This window comes from Streptomyces sp. NPDC031121 (assembly GCF_055570615.1).
This window is the reverse complement of record NZ_JBVIGV010000003.1, coordinates 148,829-164,279: the sequence shown is the minus strand read 5'-3', so window position 1 is coordinate 164,279 and position 15,451 is coordinate 148,829. Positions and strand designations below refer to the sequence as shown.

Sequence of the window (15,451 nt, the reverse complement as noted above, 5' to 3'; positions counted from 1 at the left end):
TTCTCTGGTCATGTTCCCCCTGGCCAACCGGGCTGGGGCCGCCCGCATTCCCGCGTGGGAGGATTCGATCAGGTATCGCGAGCCCGCACGAAGGAGTGCACGTGCCAGGAGAGAATCTGTCCCGCGAGGAAGCCCGCGAGCGGGCGGAACTGCTGTCCGTCGACGGCTACGAGGTCGCCCTCGACCTCCGGTCGGCCGTGGACGCCGCCGAACCGGCCGAGGGGCCGCGGACCTTCCGCTCGGTGTCCACGATCCGCTTCCGCGCCGCCGTGCCCGGGTCGTCGTCCTTCGCGGACCTGGTCGCGCCGTCCGTGAACTCCGTCACCCTCAACGGGCGCCTGCTGGACCCGGCGGCCGTCTTCGACGGCGCCCGGATCGCGCTGGAGGGACTGGAGTCGGAGAACGTCCTCGTCGTCGACGCGAACTGCGCGTACAGCCGGACGGGCGAGGGCATGCACCGCTTCGTCGACCCGGAGGACGGCGAGGTCTACCTCTACACCCAGTACGAGCCGGCGGACGCCCGGCGGGTGTACGCCAACTTCGAGCAGCCCGACCTGAAGGCGCCGTACCGCTTCGAGGTGGCCGCGCCCGAGGGCTGGCACGTGTGGAGCAACGGCGCGGAGGTCTCCCGCGAGGGCGCGACCCGCCGGTTCGCCGAGACCAGGCCGATCTCGACGTACATCACCTGCGTCGTCGCCGGCCCCTACCACTACGTGACGGACACCTACACCCGCGGGGACCTGGAGATCCCGCTGGGTGCGATGTGCCGCAAGGGGCTCGCCAAGCACTTCGACGCGGAGGAGGTCTTCCGCGTCACCAAGCAGGGCTTCGACTTCTTCCACGAGCACTTCGACTACCCGTACCCCTTCGGGAAGTACGACCAGGCCTTCGTCCCCGAGTACAACCTCGGCGCGATGGAGAACCCGGGCATGGTCACCTTCCGGGAGGAGTACGTCTTCCGCGGCAAGGTCACCCGGGCGGCGTACGAGCGCCGCTGCAACACGGTGCTGCACGAGATGGCCCACATGTGGTTCGGCGACCTCGTCACCATGAAGTGGTGGGACGACCTGTGGCTGAAGGAGTCCTTCGCGGACTTCATGGGCACCTTCTCGCAGGTGGAGGCGACCCGCTTCGACCAGGCGTGGGTGACCTTCGCCAACAGCCGCAAGGCGTGGGCCTACCGGGCCGACCAGCTGCCGTCCACCCACCCGGTCACGGCGGACATCCGCGACCTGGAGGACGCCAAGCTCAACTTCGACGGCATCACCTACGCCAAGGGCGCGGCCGTCCTGAAGCAGCTCGTGGCGTACGTGGGACGGGAGGCGTTCCTGGAGGGCGCCCGCCGCTACTTCAAGGCGAACGCCTACGGCAACACCACCCTGGCCGACCTGCTGTCGGTCCTCGGCGAGGTGTCCGGGCGCGACATGGCCGAGTGGTCCCGGGCCTGGCTGCAGACGGCCGGCGTGAACGTGCTCACGCCGGAGCCCGTCCTCGGGGCGGACGGCCGGCTCGCCGAACTGGCCGTCGTCCAGGAGGGCGGCGAGCTGCGCCCGCACCGGGTCGCGGTCGGCCTGTACCGGCTGGAGGCCGGCTCGCTCGTCCGCTACGCGCAGGCCGAGGCGGACGTCGCGGGCGCCCGGACGGCCGTACCGGAGCTGGCCGGGCAGGAGCGGCCCGACCTCGTCCTCGTCAACGACGACGACCTCACCTACTGCAAGGTCCGCTTCGACGAGCGCTCCCTGCAGACGCTGCGGAACCGGCTCGGCGACATCACGGACCCGCTCGCGCGGGCGCTGTGCTGGTCCGCGGCCTGGAACCTGACCCGGGACGGGCTGATGCCCGCCCGCGACTTCATCGCACTGGTGACGGCCCACGCGGGCCGGGAGGGCGACGTCGGCGTCCTCCAGATGGTCCACTCCCAGGCGCTGGCCGCGCTCACCCACTACACGGCGCCCGCCCGGCGCGAGCAGGGCGGGCGGGAGCTGGCGGCCGCCGCGCTCCGGGAGCTGCGGCTGGCCGAGCCCGGCTCGGAGCACCAGCTGACGTGGGCCCGGTTCTTCGCTGCCGCCGCGGCGACCGAGGGCGACTTCCAGCTGCTGCTGGGCCTGCTGGAGGGGACCGCGCGCATCGACGGGCTGGAGGTGGACCAGGAGCTGCGCTGGGACTTCCTGCTGCCGCTGGCCGCGCACGGCGCGGTGGACGAGGCCGCGGTCGGCGCCGAGCTGGCGCGGGACGACACGGCGTCGGGCAAGCGGCACCAGGTGCGGTGCCTCGCCGCGCGCCCGTCGGCGGCGGTCAAGGACCAGGCGTGGGCGGCGGTCGTCGAGTCGGACGCCCTGTCGAACGCGCTGGTGGAGGCGACCATCGACGGGATGCAGCAGCCCTCGCAGCGGGCCCTGCTGGCCGGCTACACCGACCGCTACTTCGAGGTGATCGAGCGGATCTGGGCCGAGCGCTCGATCCAGATCGGCATGCACGTCGTCCGGGGTCTGTACCCCGCGCTCCAGGACGACGCGGCCACGCTGGAGGCCACGGACGCCTGGCTGTCCGCGCACGAGGACGCCGCGCCGGCGCTGCGGCGGCTGGTGCTGGAGTCCCGCGACGACCTGGCCCGGGCGCTGCGCGCGCAGGCCTGCGACGCCGCCGCCGAGTAGCGCTGCCGCGGTCCGGGTCCGGGGGCGCCGCCTCCGGTCCCGGACCGGCCGGGCCGGCGGGTGCGGGCTATCGGCCATCGAACGGCCGTACTTTAGTGCTGTCTTGTCCGGATTTGCCGACGAGTCGGTAACAGTGGTTAGGGGGCCCGCCCCGGGCGGGAATCTCCGCGGCATGAACCACAACGCACCCCTCCCCCTCGCCCACCTCACCGACAGCCGCCCCCGCGTCCTGACCCTCGCGCAGCTCCGCGAGCACGGCGTCGGCGCCGCGGAGGCCGCCGCGCGGTCCTGGCAGGAGATCCTGCCGGGGGTGTACCTGCTGCACCCCGGTGCCGCGACGAGCGAGGAGCGGCTGCACGCCGCCCTGCTGTACGCGGGCCGCCGCGGCGGCGAGGCGATGATCACCGGGCCGGCGGCGCTGGCCCTGTACCGGTTCACCTCGGCGCCCGCGCTGCCCTCCCTGCCGCGGATCGACGTGCTGGTGCCGCACACCCGCCGGCTGCGCTCCGTCGGCGGTGTGCGCGTCGTCCGCACCCACACCCCGCCGCGCCCGCTGGAGGTGGCCGGGCTGCCGGTGGCGCCGGTCGCGCGGGCGGTCGCCGACGCGGTGGCCGGGCTGTCGGACGCGGGCGCGGTACGCCGCATCCTGAGCGAGGCCGTCCGCTCCGGGCACTGCGAACCGGCCGCCGTCGTAAGGGAGCTGACGGTAAGCCGGCTGCTGAACCGGCCGCACGTGGTGGACGCGGTGGAGTCGCTGCTCGCGGAGGGCCGGGCCGTCGCCGAGGACCGGCTCTACCAGCTGGTGGGCGGCTTCGGCCTGCCGGAGCCGCTGTGGAACGTGGACCTGCGCCTGCCCGGCGGCCCGCACCTGGGCGGCGTCGACGCGTACTGGCCGGAGCAGGCGGTCGCCGTGGAGATCGACACCCGGGCGCCCCGGCAGGGCGAGGACGAGGACTGGTCGGAGGCGGTCCGCAAGCGCGACGCGCTGGAGCGGCTCGGCGTGACCGTCCTGCACATCACCCCGCGCAAGCTGCGCGACTGGCCCGAGCAGCAGGCCGCGGTCGTACGGACCGCGCTGACCGCGGCCGCCGGCCGGGAGCCCGCCGCCTACCTGGTCGTACTGCCGCGGTGAGGCGGCGGCGCCGGGTTCGCCGGCGAGAACTCCGGGGCGCTCCACAGCAGCCGCCCCGGGTGGAGGCTCTCCACGGCCTCCTCGACGCTGAACAGGACGCTGCGGCCGCCGCCGGGCTCGTACAGGGTCCGCGCGCGGCCGCTGAGCTGGAGCAGGGCGCCGCTCTCCCAGTGCGGGAAGAGCAGTCCGGCCCGCGGGTCGGCGGCCAGGTTCCCCAGGGTGAGGAACATGGCGTTCCCCGGGTAGTCCGGCCAGCGCAGCTCGGTCGGCGACAGCACCTCGACGAAGCCGGGCATCCCCCCGCGGTGGCTGGCGTCGGCGCCCTCCGCGTGGGCGGTGGCCGCGAAGAAGGTGTCGGCGGCGCGGACGGCCCGCTCCTGCCGGGCGTCGAGCGCGGGCGCGCGGCGCAGCACGCCGGGCCCGTCGGGGACGGTCCGCAGCGGCTGCCGCTTCTGGAGGTACTTGGGGCAGTTGGAGAACACCCGCTCGGCCGCGACGGCGAACCCTCCGGGGAGGGCGTCCGCGGCGCCGTTCAGCCGCATCCGGCGCCGGGTGCGCGGGTCGAGCGCGATCGTGCCGACCGGGATCCCGCCGGCGGCGAGCGCCGCGGCGAGCGGATCGCCCTCCGGCACCCCGCCGGCGACCTCCATGCGGGCGGATCCGGCGGCCCGCACGAAGCCGGGCGGGCCGGTGAGCAGTGAGGCCCACATCCGGCCCGCCGTGTCGGCGGCGCCGACGACGAGGTGGGGCTGGCGGGCGAGGAACGCCGCGGCGACGTCCTTGATGCCGGGGCCGATCGAGCGGCCCACGTGCTCGGCGGCCGCGCGGACGCCGACCCGCTCCTGTACCGCGATCGAGCCGCGGTGGTACCGCTCCATGACCGTCTCCCGTCGGGTGGGTTGGAAGTGGGTTAGAAGAAGCCGCAGGTCGGGGCCCCGGGGGTGGGTGCGGGGGCGCCGTGGGCGCCGGTGGGCACCGAGATTTCGAGGCGGGTGCCGTCCGGGTCGTGGAAGAAGATCCCGCCGGAGGCGGTGCCCTCGCCGTGGGCGACGACCCCGTCGTGGGCGAAGGGGGTGCCGAGCTCGCGCAGCCGGGCCTCGTGGGCGCGCACCTCGTCGATCCCGGAGGCCGTGAAGGCGAGGTGGTGCAGTCCGGCAGCGGCGGGGGCGTACCCGCCTTCAGCCTGCTGCCACAGGGTGAGGACGAGTTCGCCGTCCCGCCCGAGGAAGGCGAAGCGGCGGCCGTCCTCCTTGCCCTCGCCGAGCGGCTCGAAGCCGAGGGCGTCGCGGTAGAAGGCGAGCGAGCGGTCGAGGTCGGTGACGTTCAGGCCGATGTGGCCGGTGCGGAGCGTGCTGATGGCAGCCGTCACGGCTGTTCCCCCTTCGACAGGGCCGGCGGGCATCCCCGCCGACGTTCTAACCGTCTTAATTGAAGTTAAGGGTTAGAGACGGAGGCGTCAACCGGCCGCGTAGGCTGGAGGCCTCGGCCGGCATACGAGGAGGGACGGCGACATGGCCACAGCGGAGGCGGCGGACCCGCGCCCCCTGACCGGCGAGCCGATCGCCCTGGACCTGCTGAACACGCGCTGGGTACAGGAGGGCGCGCCCGCCGACCTGTTCGCCGGCGCGGCCGGACTGACCCGCATGGAGGGGCTCGCCGTCTGGCTGCGCGCCGCCGGCCTGGCGGACCGCTTCCGTGCCGACCCCTCGACCCTCGTCCACCTGCTGACCGCCCGCGAGGCGATCGCCCGCGCGGTGGCCGACCCGGCGGACGCCGGTGCGCGCGCCCTGGTCGACGCGGTGCTGGAGCACGGGCGCATCCGGCCGACACTCGGCGAGGAAGGACCGGGTGAGCGGCCGGAGTTCGACGACCGGTCCTGGGGTCCGGCGTGGACGGCCGCGTACGGCTACCTGGAGCTGCTGCGCTCCGGCCCGGAGCGGATCCGCAAGTGCGCCTCCGAGAGCTGCGTGCTGCACTTCCACGACACCTCGCGGGGCGGCACCCGCCGCTGGTGCTCGATGGCCTCCTGCGGCAACCGCGCAAAGGCCTCGCGGCACTACGCGCGCACGCGCGAGCGCTGAAACGACGGAAGTTGTCACACCCGGGCGGGCACTGATCCCGCCCCACCGATCCCGTGAAGGTCGGGAAGTCGACAAATCCACTCCTTGGAACCCACGGTTCGCCGGAGTATGCCCCGGTACGGCCCCGATGGCGGGAAGTCCGAGCTGGCGAGTGTGCGCCATGTCAGGTCTCGGTAAATGACAGGCCTCCCCAAACAGCGGGCAGTTAGGCAAAGCTGACCGGTCATCCGGCACCGAAATCCGGACCGTATCTTTCACTTATCCAGGGATGCTGATGACCTTCGAATCCCCCAGTTCGATATCCGGGGCCCGGCGCGTCGCGCGCGTCGCGGCCGCGGCCGGTCTGGTGGCCGCTCTCGCGGGCGCGGGCGCCATGCCCGCCTTCGCGGCGCCGGCCCCCGGCACCGGTGCGGCGGGCACCGGGCCGGCCGTCAAGTCCGCCGACCAGAAGCTGGGTTCGGCCGACGCCGAACTGCTGCAGGAGGCCAAGGCCAAGGGCGAGGCGACCGTCACGGTCATGGTGGCCACCGCCCCCGGCCAGACCAAGCAGGTCACCGACCAGATCGCGGCCGTCGGCGGCGCCTCGGTCGGCCACGCCGACGACAAGCTCGGCTACGTGCGCGTCACCCTGCCCACCGGCAAGGCCGAGGCCGCGCTGAAGGCGGCAGCCAAGCTGTCCTCCGTCCGCGCCATGGACCTCAAGCACGAGATCCGGCTGCCCGACCCGCGCCCCGACGCGGGCAAGGAGTCCGGCGCGGGCCAGAAGACGGCTGCGGGCAGCTACGCGGCGCCGGACAAGAACACCCCGGCGAAGAACCCGTACAACCCGTCCTTCGAGACCGGCTCGGTGGACTTCGTCGCGAACAACCCGCAGGCCGACGGCCGCGGGGTGACCATCGGCATCCTGGACTCGGGCGTCGACATCGCCCACCCCGCCCTGCAGAAGACCACCACCGGCGAGCGCAAGATCGTCGACTGGGTCACCGCGACCGACCCGATCACCGACAACGACGGCACGTGGCGCGCGCAGATCACGCCGGTGACGTCCTCCGGCGGCAGCTTCGCCGCTGGCGGCCAGAGCTGGAAGGCCCCGGAGGGCTCCTTCCAGTGGAGCCGCTTCAGCGAGTCGATCACCGCCAACGGCGACATGAAGGGCGACGTCAACCGGGACGGCGACACCTCCGACCGGTTCGGCATGCTCTACGACCCGGCCGCCGGCACCGTCCGCGTCGACACCGACCAGGACGGCGACTTCACGAACAACGAGCCGATGAAGCCGTACAAGGACGGCTTCCAGATCGGCTGGTTCGGCACGGACAACCCGGCGACCGAGGTCGCCGAGCGCATCCCGTTCGTGATCCAGATCCGCAAGGACGTCCCGATGGACCCGCTGGGCGGGGACTGGGTCGGCAAGAAGGCCGACTTCGTCAACATCGGCATCATCGAGTCCGAGCACGGCTCGCACGTCGCCGGCATCACCGCGGCGAACGGCCTGTTCGGCGGCAAGATGAACGGCCAGGCCCCGGGCGCCAAGCTCGTCTCCTCGCGCGCCTGCTCCTGGTCGGGCGGCTGCACCAACGTCGCGCTGACCGAGGGCATGATCGACCTCGTCGTCAACCGCGGCGTGGACATCGTCAACATGTCCATCGGCGGCCTGCCGGCGCTGAACGACGGCAACAACGCCCGCGCCGAGCTGTACAAGAACCTCATCGACACCTACGGCGTCCAGCTCGTCATCTCGGCGGGCAACGAGGGCCCCGGCGTCAACACCATCGGCGACCCCGGCCTCGCGGACAAGGTCATCTCCGTGGGCGCCGCGGTCTCCAAGGAGACCTGGGCCGCCAACTACGGCTCCGGCGTGGACAAGAAGTACGCCATGTTCCCGTTCTCCTCGCGCGGCCCGCGTGAGGACGGCGGCTTCACGCCGACCCTCACCGCCCCCGGCGCGGCCATCAACACCATCCAGACCTGGCTGCCGGGCATGCCGGTGAAGGAGGCGGGCTACAGCCTGCCGGCCGGCTACGGCATGCTGCAGGGCACCTCGATGTCGTCGCCGCAGGCGGCCGGCGCGGGCGCGCTGCTGCTCTCCGCCGCCAAGCAGCACCAGATCAAGCTGACCCCGGCGGCCCTGCGCATCGCGCTCACCAGCACCGCCAAGACGATCAAGGACGTTCCCGCGCACGCGCAGGGCGCCGGCCTGATCGACGTGAACGCCGCCTGGGAGTCCGTCCAGCGCGACGCCAAGGCCAACGACTTCACCGTCAAGGCGCCGGTCGACACCGCGATCGACCAGTTCCTGAAGACCCCGGGATTCGGCACCGGCCTCTACGACCGCGAGGGCGGCCTGAAGGTCGGCCAGAAGAAGGTCTACGACGTCGTCGTCACCCGCACCACGGGCGTGAAGTACGGCACCCGCCACAACCTGAGCTGGCGGAACAACGACGGCACCTTCAAGGTCATCGGCGGCTACGACTACGTCACCCTGCCGCTGAACAAGCCCGTCACGATCAAGGTCGAGGCGAACGCGAAGACGGCCGGCGTGCACAGCGGCATCCTGCAGCTGGACGACGAGACCACCGAGGGCGTCGACAAGCAGGTCCTGGCCACGGTCGTCGCCGCCGCCCCGCTGGGCAAGCCGTCGTTCACCTTCTCGGACACCTCGTCCGTGCAGCGCAACAGCCACAAGTCGTACTTCGTCACGGTGCCGCAGGGCGCGAAGTCCCTCGAGGTCGCCCTCGGCGGCCTCGCGGCGGGCAGCCAGACGCGCTTCATCTCGATCCACCCGTACGGCCTGGGCGTCGAGGACAGCGCCACCACGCAGTGCTACCCGAACTACGACAACCCGGCGAACAAGTGCCGCCCCGACCTGCGCTCGTACGAGAACCCGCAGCCGGGCGTCTGGGAGATCGAGGTCGAGTCGCGCCGCACGTCGCCGCTGCTCGACAACCCCTTCAAGCTGGACGTGAGCATCCTCGGCGCGGCCTTCGACCCGGCGGTCAAGGTCCTGCCCGAGGTGAAGCAGGGCACCCCCGCCCCGGTCCAGTGGACGGTCCGGAACGACGCCGCGGCCATCTCCGGCGGCAAGCTCCAGGGCGGTTCGCTCGGCTCCGCGAAGGTCGCCAAGCCGACCATCAAGGACGGTGAGCAGCAGACCACCACGGTGACCGTCGGCGAGGGCGTCTCGCGCCTCGACGTGGCCATCGGCAAGACCTCGGACACCGGCGCCGACCTCGACCTCGACGTCTTCAAGGACGGCGTGAAGGTCGGCTCCTCCGCCGACGGCGACTCCGAGGAGACCGTGAGCCTGGTGAACCCGGGCGCCGGCACCTACACCATCGTGGTCACCGGCTACGCGGTCCCGGCCGGCTCCACCGCGTACGACTACCGCGACGTGTACTTCTCCTCCGCCCTGGGCTCCGTCCAGGTCGACGAGAACGCCGCGGTGAACCTCGCGAACGGCGCCTCGGCGAACGTCTCGGCGAACGTCGTGGCGAGCAGCCCGGCCCCCGAGGGCCGGCAGTTCTTCGGCGAGGTCAAGCTGCTGAACGCCCGCGGCACCGCCGCCGGCACCGGCAGCGTCCAGATCGAGAAGGTCGCTTCCTGATCCGTGGCCCCTCGGCCGCACCACCGCATGACCGCATGACCGCATGACCGCGTGACGAAGGGGCGGGCGCCGACGGCGCCCGCCCCTTCCGCGTGCCCTCCGCCGTGCCGGGACCCGCCCCGGCCTGCGGAAACGTCCGCCGCGCCCGGAACATCGTCCGCTCCTCGGACAATGGATTGGACAAGCCTCGTGGGGTCGAACGCATGATGGCACCACGCGCCCGCGTCGTACGCACCAAAAGGAGTCACCGTGAGGGTAGGAATCGTCGGAGCCACCGGCCAGGTCGGCGGAGTCATGCGCAGCATCCTGGCCGAGCGCAAGTTCCCGGTCGACGAGCTGCGCCTGTTCGCCTCCGCCCGCTCCGCGGGCTCCACCCTGGAGTGGCAGGGCCGGGAGATCACCGTCGAGGACGCCGCCGCGGCCGACTACAGCGGCCTGGACATCGTGCTGTTCTCCGCGGGCGGCGCCACCTCGAAGGCCCTCGCCGAGAAGGTCGCCTCGCAGGGCGCCGTCGTGATCGACAACTCCTCCGCCTGGCGCCGGGACCCCGAGGTGCCGCTGGTCGTCTCGGAGGTCAACCCGCACGCGGTCGCGAACCGCCCCAAGGGCATCATCGCCAACCCGAACTGCACCACCATGGCCGCCATGCCGGTGCTGCGCCCCCTCCACGACGAGGCCGGGCTGGAGGCGCTGGTAGCCACCACCTACCAGGCCGTGTCGGGCTCCGGCCTCGCCGGCGTCGCCGAGCTGGACGGCCAGGTGAAGCAGGTCGCCGAGCGGGCCGCCGAGCTGGCGCACGACGGCGAGGCGGTCGACTTCCCGGAGCCGGGCGTCTACAAGCGCCCCATCGCCTTCAACGTGCTCCCGCTGGCCGGCTCGATCGTGGACGACGGCTCCTTCGAGACCGACGAGGAGCAGAAGCTCCGCCACGAGTCCCGCAAGATCCTGGAGATCCCGGACCTGAAGGTCTCGGGCACCTGCGTGCGCGTCCCCGTCTTCTCGGGCCACTCCCTCCAGGTCAACGCCCGCTTCGCCCGCCCGATCAGCGTGGAGCGCGCCTACGAGCTGCTGAAGGACGCTCCGGGCGTGGAGCTGTCGGAGATCCCGACCCCGCTCCAGGCCGCCGGCAAGGACGCCTCGTACGTGGGCCGCATCCGCGTCGACGAGACCGCCGAGCACGGCCTCGCGCTCTTCCTCTCCAATGACAACCTGCGCAAGGGCGCCGCGCTGAACGCGGTGCAGATCGCGGAGCTCGTCGCGGAGGAGCTGGGCCGGTCCTGACCCCGCGTGCAGGGGTGGTGCCGGGGCCCGGTGCCACCCCTGCGGCGCACCTGGGGCGGAGGCCCTGGTTCCGCCAGGTGGAGGCCGCTGCGGCATGCAAGGATGACCGCGAACGTCACCATCGAAGGAGATGAACGCGTGCCTGGCACGAACCTGACCCGTGAAGAAGCGCAGCAGCGGGCGAAGCTGCTCAGCGTCGATTCGTACGAGATCGACCTCGATCTGAGCGGTGCGCAGGAGGGCGGGACGTACCCCTCCGTGACGACCGTGCGGTTCCGGAGCTCCGAGGCGGGCGCCGAGACCTTCATCGACCTGGTCGCCCCGGCCGTGCACGAGGTCGTCCTGAACGGCACGTCCCTGGACGTGGCCGCCGTCTTCCGGGACTCCCGCATCCGGCTGCCGCACCTGCTCCAGGGTGCCAACGAGCTGAAGGTCGTCGCGGACTGCGCGTACACCAACACGGGCGAGGGCCTGCACCGCTTCGTCGACCCCGTCGACCAGCAGGCCTACCTGTACACCCAGTTCGAGGTGCCGGACGCGCGGCGCGTGTTCGCCAACTTCGAGCAGCCCGACCTGAAGGCGACGTTCCGGTTCACGGTGACGGCGCCCGAGGGCTGGACGGTGATCTCGAACTCCCCGACTCCGGACGCCGCCGACGTCAAGGACAACGTCTGGCGCTTCGCGCCGACCCCGCGCATCTCGACGTACATCACCGCGCTCATCGTGGGCCCGTACCACGCGGTGCACAGCACGTACGAGGGCAAGGACGGCCAGGTCGTGCCGCTCGGCATCTACTGCCGGCCCTCCCTCGCGGAGTTCCTGGACGCCGACGCGATCTTCGACGTCACGCGGCAGGGCTTCGACTGGTTCCAGGAGAAGTTCGCCTACGACTACCCGTTCGCCAAGTACGACCAGCTGTTCGTGCCGGAGTTCAACGCGGGCGCGATGGAGAACGCGGGCGCGGTCACCATCCGCGACCAGTACGTCTTCCGCTCGAAGGTCACGGACGCCGCGTACGAGGTGCGTGCCGAGACCATCCTCCACGAGCTGGCGCACATGTGGTTCGGCGACCTGGTCACCATGGAGTGGTGGAACGACCTGTGGCTGAACGAGTCGTTCGCGACGTACACCTCGATCGCCTGCCAGGCGTACGCGGAGGGCTCGAAGTGGCCCCACGCGTGGACCACCTTCGCCAACTCGATGAAGACGTGGGCCTACCGGCAGGACCAGCTGCCGTCCACGCACCCGATCATGGCGGACATCCGCGACCTGGACGACGTCCTGGTCAACTTCGACGGGATCACCTACGCCAAGGGCGCGTCGGTCCTCAAGCAGCTCGTCGCCTACGTCGGCATGGAGGCGTTCTTCAAGGGCGTGCAGGCGTACTTCAAGGCGCACGCCTTCGGCAACACGCGCCTGTCGGACCTGCTGGGCGCCCTGGAGGAGACCTCCGGCCGCGACCTGGCCGCCTGGTCCAAGGCGTGGCTGGAGACCGCCGGCATCAACGTCCTGCGCCCGCGCATCGAGACCGGTGCCGACGGCGTGATCACCTCCTTCGCGGTCAGCCAGGAGGCCCCGGCGCTCCCCGCGGGCGCCCAGGGCGAGCCGACGCTGCGCCCGCACCGGATCGCGATCGGCCTGTACGACCTCGACGGCGGCCGGCTCGTGCGCACCGACCGGATCGAGCTGGACGTCGACGGCGCGCTCACGGACGTCCCCGAGCTGGTGGGCCGCGCCCGCCCGGCCGTCGTGCTGCTGAACGACGACGACCTCTCGTACGCCAAGGTGCGCCTCGACGAGGTGTCCCTGGCGAACGTCACCGCCCACCTGGGCGACTTCACGGACTCGCTGCCGCGGGCGCTGTGCTGGGCGTCGGCGTGGGACATGACCCGCGACGGCGAACTCGCCACCCGCGACTACCTGTCGCTGGTCCTGTCGGGCATCGGCAAGGAGTCGGACATCGGCGTCGTGCAGTCGCTGCACCGCCAGGTGAAGCTGGCCCTCGACCTGTACGCCGACCCGGCGTGGCGCGAGGAGGGCCTCGCCCGGTGGACGGAGGCCGCGCTGGAGCACCTGCGCGCCGCCGAGCCGGGCAGCGACCACCAGCTGGCGTGGGCGCGGGCGTTCGCGGCCACGGCCCGCACCGAGGACCAGCTGACCTACCTGAAGGCCCTGCTGGACGGGGTGGCCGAGATCGAGGGCCTGGTCGTGGACACCGAGCTGCGCTGGGCGTTCCTGGAGCGGCTGGCGGCGACCGGCGTCGCCGACGAGGCGGCCATCGCGGCCGAGCTGGAGCGGGACCCCACGGCGGCCGGCGAGCGCCACGCGGCGACCGCGCGGGCGGCCCGCCCGACGGCCGAGGCGAAGGCCGCGGCCTGGGCGTCGGTGGTGGAGTCCGGCGACCTCCCGAACGCGGTGCAGGAGGCGGTGATCGGCGGCTTCGTCCAGGCCGACCAGCGAGAGCTGCTGGCCCCGTACGCGGAGAAGTACTTCGCGGCGGTCAAGGGCGTCTGGGACAGCCGCAGCCACGAGATCGCCCAGCAGGTGGCGGTCGGCCTGTACCCCTCGCTCCAGGTGTCGCAGGAGACCCTGGACGCGACGGACGCCTGGACGGCCTCGGCCGAGCCGAACGCGGCCCTGCGCCGCCTGGTCTCGGAGTCCCGCTCGGGCGTCGAGCGCGCCCTGAGGGCGCAGGCCGCCGACGCGGCCGCGGGCCGCGCCTGACGCACGCGCAGTCGATCCGGTGCCCCGGTCCCGCCCACGGCGGGGCCGGGGCACCGGCGCGTCCGGGACCGGCGGCGGACCGTCTCACACGCGGGCGGCGGATGCCCGGCGTGCGGCCGCTTCCCGCAGCGCGTCCAGGGCCCGGGCCACGGCGGGCGAGGCCTCCGCGCCGCGGCGGGTGGCGGCGATGACGTGCCGGGTGGGTCGGTCTCGGGCCAGGACGCGGACGGCGGCGCCGCAGGCCCGGTCCGACACCATGCGCGGGACGAGGGCGACGCCCATCCCGGCCTCGACCATGGCGAGGATCGCGGTCCAGCCGGCCGCGGTGTGGGCCTGCTCGGGGACGAAGCCCGCCGCCTCGCAGGCGGTGCGGGCGATTTCCTGCCACGGACCGCTGCCGCCGTAGATCCACGGCTCGCCGGAGAGGTCGGCGAGCCGGAGGTCCGGCGCGTCCGCGAGCGGGTGGCCGCGCGGGAGGGCCACGTCGAGCGGGTCCTCCAGCAGCACCATGCGGCTGAAGCGGGCGTCGCGGGCGGTCGGGGCGTGCGCCGCGAGGGAGAGGGCCAGGTCGACCGCGCCGGCGGAGAGCAGTTCGTACGACTCGGCGGCCTCGGTCTCGCGGACGCGCACCTCCAGCCGGGGATGGGCTTCGCGGAGGATCCCGACGGCCGGGACGACCAGGACGGGGACGGCGGTCGAGAAGGCCCCGATGCGGACCTCTCCCGTGTCGCCGGCGAGGTATCCGGCGAGGTCGGCGTCGGCCCGTTCGAGCTGGGCGAAGACGGCGTCGGCGTGCCGCAGCACGAGCCGGGCGGCGTCGGTGAGCCGGACCCGGCGGCCGCGGGCCTCCAGCAGCGGGACGCCCAACTGCCGGGCGAGGTTGGCCAGCTGCTGCGAGACGGCCGAGGGCGTCAGGTGCAGCGCCTCCGCCGTCGCGGTCACGGTGCCCTGTTCGGCGAGGGTCCGCAGGATCCGCAGCTTCTTGATGTCCCACTCGGTCATGGGCCCGAACCTACCGCCGGGCCCCCAGCGCCACGCCGCCGAGGATCAGCGCCATGCACAGGAGTTCGGCGGGGCCGGTGCGCTCGCCGAGGATCAGCAGGCCCAGGCCCGCGACGCACACGGGCTGGAGGTGGTAGACGGCGCCGGCGCGGGCCGGGCCGATCAGCGTGACGGCCCTGTTCCAGGCGAAGAAGGCGACCGCGGAGGACATGACGCCGACGTAGAGGAGCATGCCGGCCGTGCCCGGGGTGGGGGTGAAGCCGCCCTGGAGGTGCAGGGAGACGGCGTAGGCGGGGGCCAGCATCAGCGCGCCGAGGACGAAGGTGGCCAGCAGGAAGGCCGGGCCGCCGAGTTCGGCGGGCTTGCGGCGCAGCAGCGCGCTGTAGGTGGCGAAGGACAGGGCGGCGCCGAACATCCACAGGTCTCCGGCGCCGAGGCGGAGGCCGGGGGAGCCGTCGCCGACGAGGAGCAGGACGCCGGCCAGGGCGGTCAGCAGCCCGAGGGTGCGGCGGGGGCCGAGGCGTTCCCCGCCGGCGCGGGCGTAGAGGGCCATGAGGACCGGCGAGGCGGCCATGATCATGCCCATGTTGGCGGCGGAGGTGGTCAGTCCGGCCTGGTGGACGAGGGTGTTGTAGAGGGCGACGCCGAAGAGGGAGGCGAGCGCGGTGTACGCCAGGTGCCGGCGGAGCAGGTGCCGCTGCCGCCAGGCCTGCCGGGCGGCGAACGGGGCGACGGCGGCAGCGGCGATGACCCACCGCCAGAAGACGGCCTGGACGGGCGGGACGACGTCGGCCATGCCGCGGGTGGCGACGAAGCTCCCGGACCAGACGACCGTGGCGGTCAGGGCGAGGAGCACGCCCGGCCCGGCCGCGCGGGCGGCGGTGTCGCGCGGCCGGCGGGCGGCGCGGTCCTGCTGCGGCGGGGCGGGGCGGGTCCGGTCCGTGACGGCCACGGGTCTTCCTTCCGGGGTGGG

The 15,451-nt window shown here is 73.0% G+C and carries 10 protein-coding genes; 6 read left to right on the top strand and 4 right to left on the bottom strand.

Translation table 11 applies throughout. The features are described from left to right. Nucleotides 1–101: 101 nt before the first annotated feature. Both pepN (ACZ462_RS06350) and ACZ462_RS06345 read left to right on the top strand, forming a co-directional pair. Nucleotides 102–2,654, top strand: a complete 2,553-nt coding sequence (gene pepN / locus ACZ462_RS06350) for an aminopeptidase N (RefSeq protein ID WP_467807222.1) — start codon at nt 102–104, stop codon at nt 2,652–2,654. A 172-nt stretch (nt 2,655–2,826) separates the two neighbouring features. Next, nucleotides 2,827–3,786, top strand: coding sequence for a hypothetical protein (locus tag ACZ462_RS06345; protein ID WP_467807221.1), 960 nt, complete (start codon nt 2,827–2,829; stop codon nt 3,784–3,786). Here the strand turns inward: ACZ462_RS06345 and ACZ462_RS06340 are convergent. Both ACZ462_RS06340 and ACZ462_RS06335 read right to left on the bottom strand, forming a co-directional pair. Further along, nucleotides 3,762–4,664, bottom strand: coding sequence for a pyridoxamine 5'-phosphate oxidase family protein (locus ACZ462_RS06340; protein WP_467807220.1), 903 nt, complete (start codon nt 4,662–4,664; stop codon nt 3,762–3,764). The genes ACZ462_RS06345 and ACZ462_RS06340 overlap by 25 nt on opposite strands. A 32-nt stretch (nt 4,665–4,696) precedes the next feature. Further along, entirely contained in the window at nt 4,697–5,188 is a 492-nt protein-coding gene (locus ACZ462_RS06335) for a VOC family protein (protein WP_467807219.1), read from the bottom strand. Nucleotides 5,189–5,297: 109 nt separating this feature from the next. Between ACZ462_RS06335 and ACZ462_RS06330 the strand changes: the two genes are divergently transcribed. The 4 genes from ACZ462_RS06330 to pepN (ACZ462_RS06315) all read left to right on the top strand — a co-directional run bounded on the left by ACZ462_RS06330 (nt 5,298) and on the right by pepN (ACZ462_RS06315) (nt 13,476). Beyond that, nucleotides 5,298–5,867: a CGNR zinc finger domain-containing protein gene (locus tag ACZ462_RS06330; RefSeq protein ID WP_467807218.1), complete on the top strand. Its 570-nt coding sequence runs from the start codon at nt 5,298–5,300 to the stop codon at nt 5,865–5,867. Between the two features lie 274 nt (nt 5,868–6,141). Beyond that, the gene (locus tag ACZ462_RS06325; RefSeq protein ID WP_467807217.1) at nt 6,142–9,471 is read left to right on the top strand and encodes a S8 family serine peptidase; all 3,330 of its coding nucleotides are present in this window, start codon (nt 6,142–6,144) and stop codon (nt 9,469–9,471) included. 249 nt (nt 9,472–9,720) lie between these two features. Beyond that, nucleotides 9,721–10,752 carry an aspartate-semialdehyde dehydrogenase gene (locus ACZ462_RS06320; RefSeq protein WP_467807216.1) on the top strand — a complete coding sequence of 344 codons (1,032 nt, stop codon included), beginning with the start codon at nt 9,721–9,723 and terminating at the stop codon, nt 10,750–10,752. A 138-nt stretch (nt 10,753–10,890) separates the two neighbouring features. Further along, the gene (gene pepN, locus ACZ462_RS06315; protein ID WP_467807215.1) at nt 10,891–13,476 is read left to right on the top strand and encodes an aminopeptidase N; all 2,586 of its coding nucleotides are present in this window, start codon (nt 10,891–10,893) and stop codon (nt 13,474–13,476) included. A gap of 84 nt (nt 13,477–13,560) precedes the next feature. Here pepN (ACZ462_RS06315) and ACZ462_RS06310 read toward each other — a convergent pair whose 3' ends face one another. After that, entirely contained in the window at nt 13,561–14,478 is a 918-nt protein-coding gene (locus ACZ462_RS06310; RefSeq protein WP_467807214.1) for a LysR family transcriptional regulator, read from the bottom strand. Between the two features lie 10 nt (nt 14,479–14,488). Beyond that, nucleotides 14,489–15,430: a DMT family transporter gene (locus ACZ462_RS06305; protein ID WP_467807213.1), complete on the bottom strand. Its 942-nt coding sequence runs from the start codon at nt 15,428–15,430 to the stop codon at nt 14,489–14,491. Nucleotides 15,431–15,451: the final 21 nt, after the last annotated feature.

What these genes read in the sequence shown, in the direction of transcription:
- ACZ462_RS06345 (WP_467807221.1), top strand. Translation starts at nt 2,827, where the DNA reads ATGAACCACAACGCACCCCTCCCCCTCGCCCACCTCACCGACAGCCGC.
- ACZ462_RS06335 (WP_467807219.1), bottom strand. Translation starts at nt 5,188, where the DNA reads ATGCCCGCCGGCCCTGTCGAAGGGGGAACAGCCGTGACGGCTGCCATC.
- ACZ462_RS06340 (WP_467807220.1), bottom strand. Translation starts at nt 4,664, where the DNA reads ATGGAGCGGTACCACCGCGGCTCGATCGCGGTACAGGAGCGGGTCGGC.
- ACZ462_RS06310 (WP_467807214.1), bottom strand. Translation starts at nt 14,478, where the DNA reads ATGACCGAGTGGGACATCAAGAAGCTGCGGATCCTGCGGACCCTCGCC.
- ACZ462_RS06330 (WP_467807218.1), top strand. Translation starts at nt 5,298, where the DNA reads ATGGCCACAGCGGAGGCGGCGGACCCGCGCCCCCTGACCGGCGAGCCG.
- ACZ462_RS06325 (WP_467807217.1), top strand. Translation starts at nt 6,142, where the DNA reads ATGACCTTCGAATCCCCCAGTTCGATATCCGGGGCCCGGCGCGTCGCG.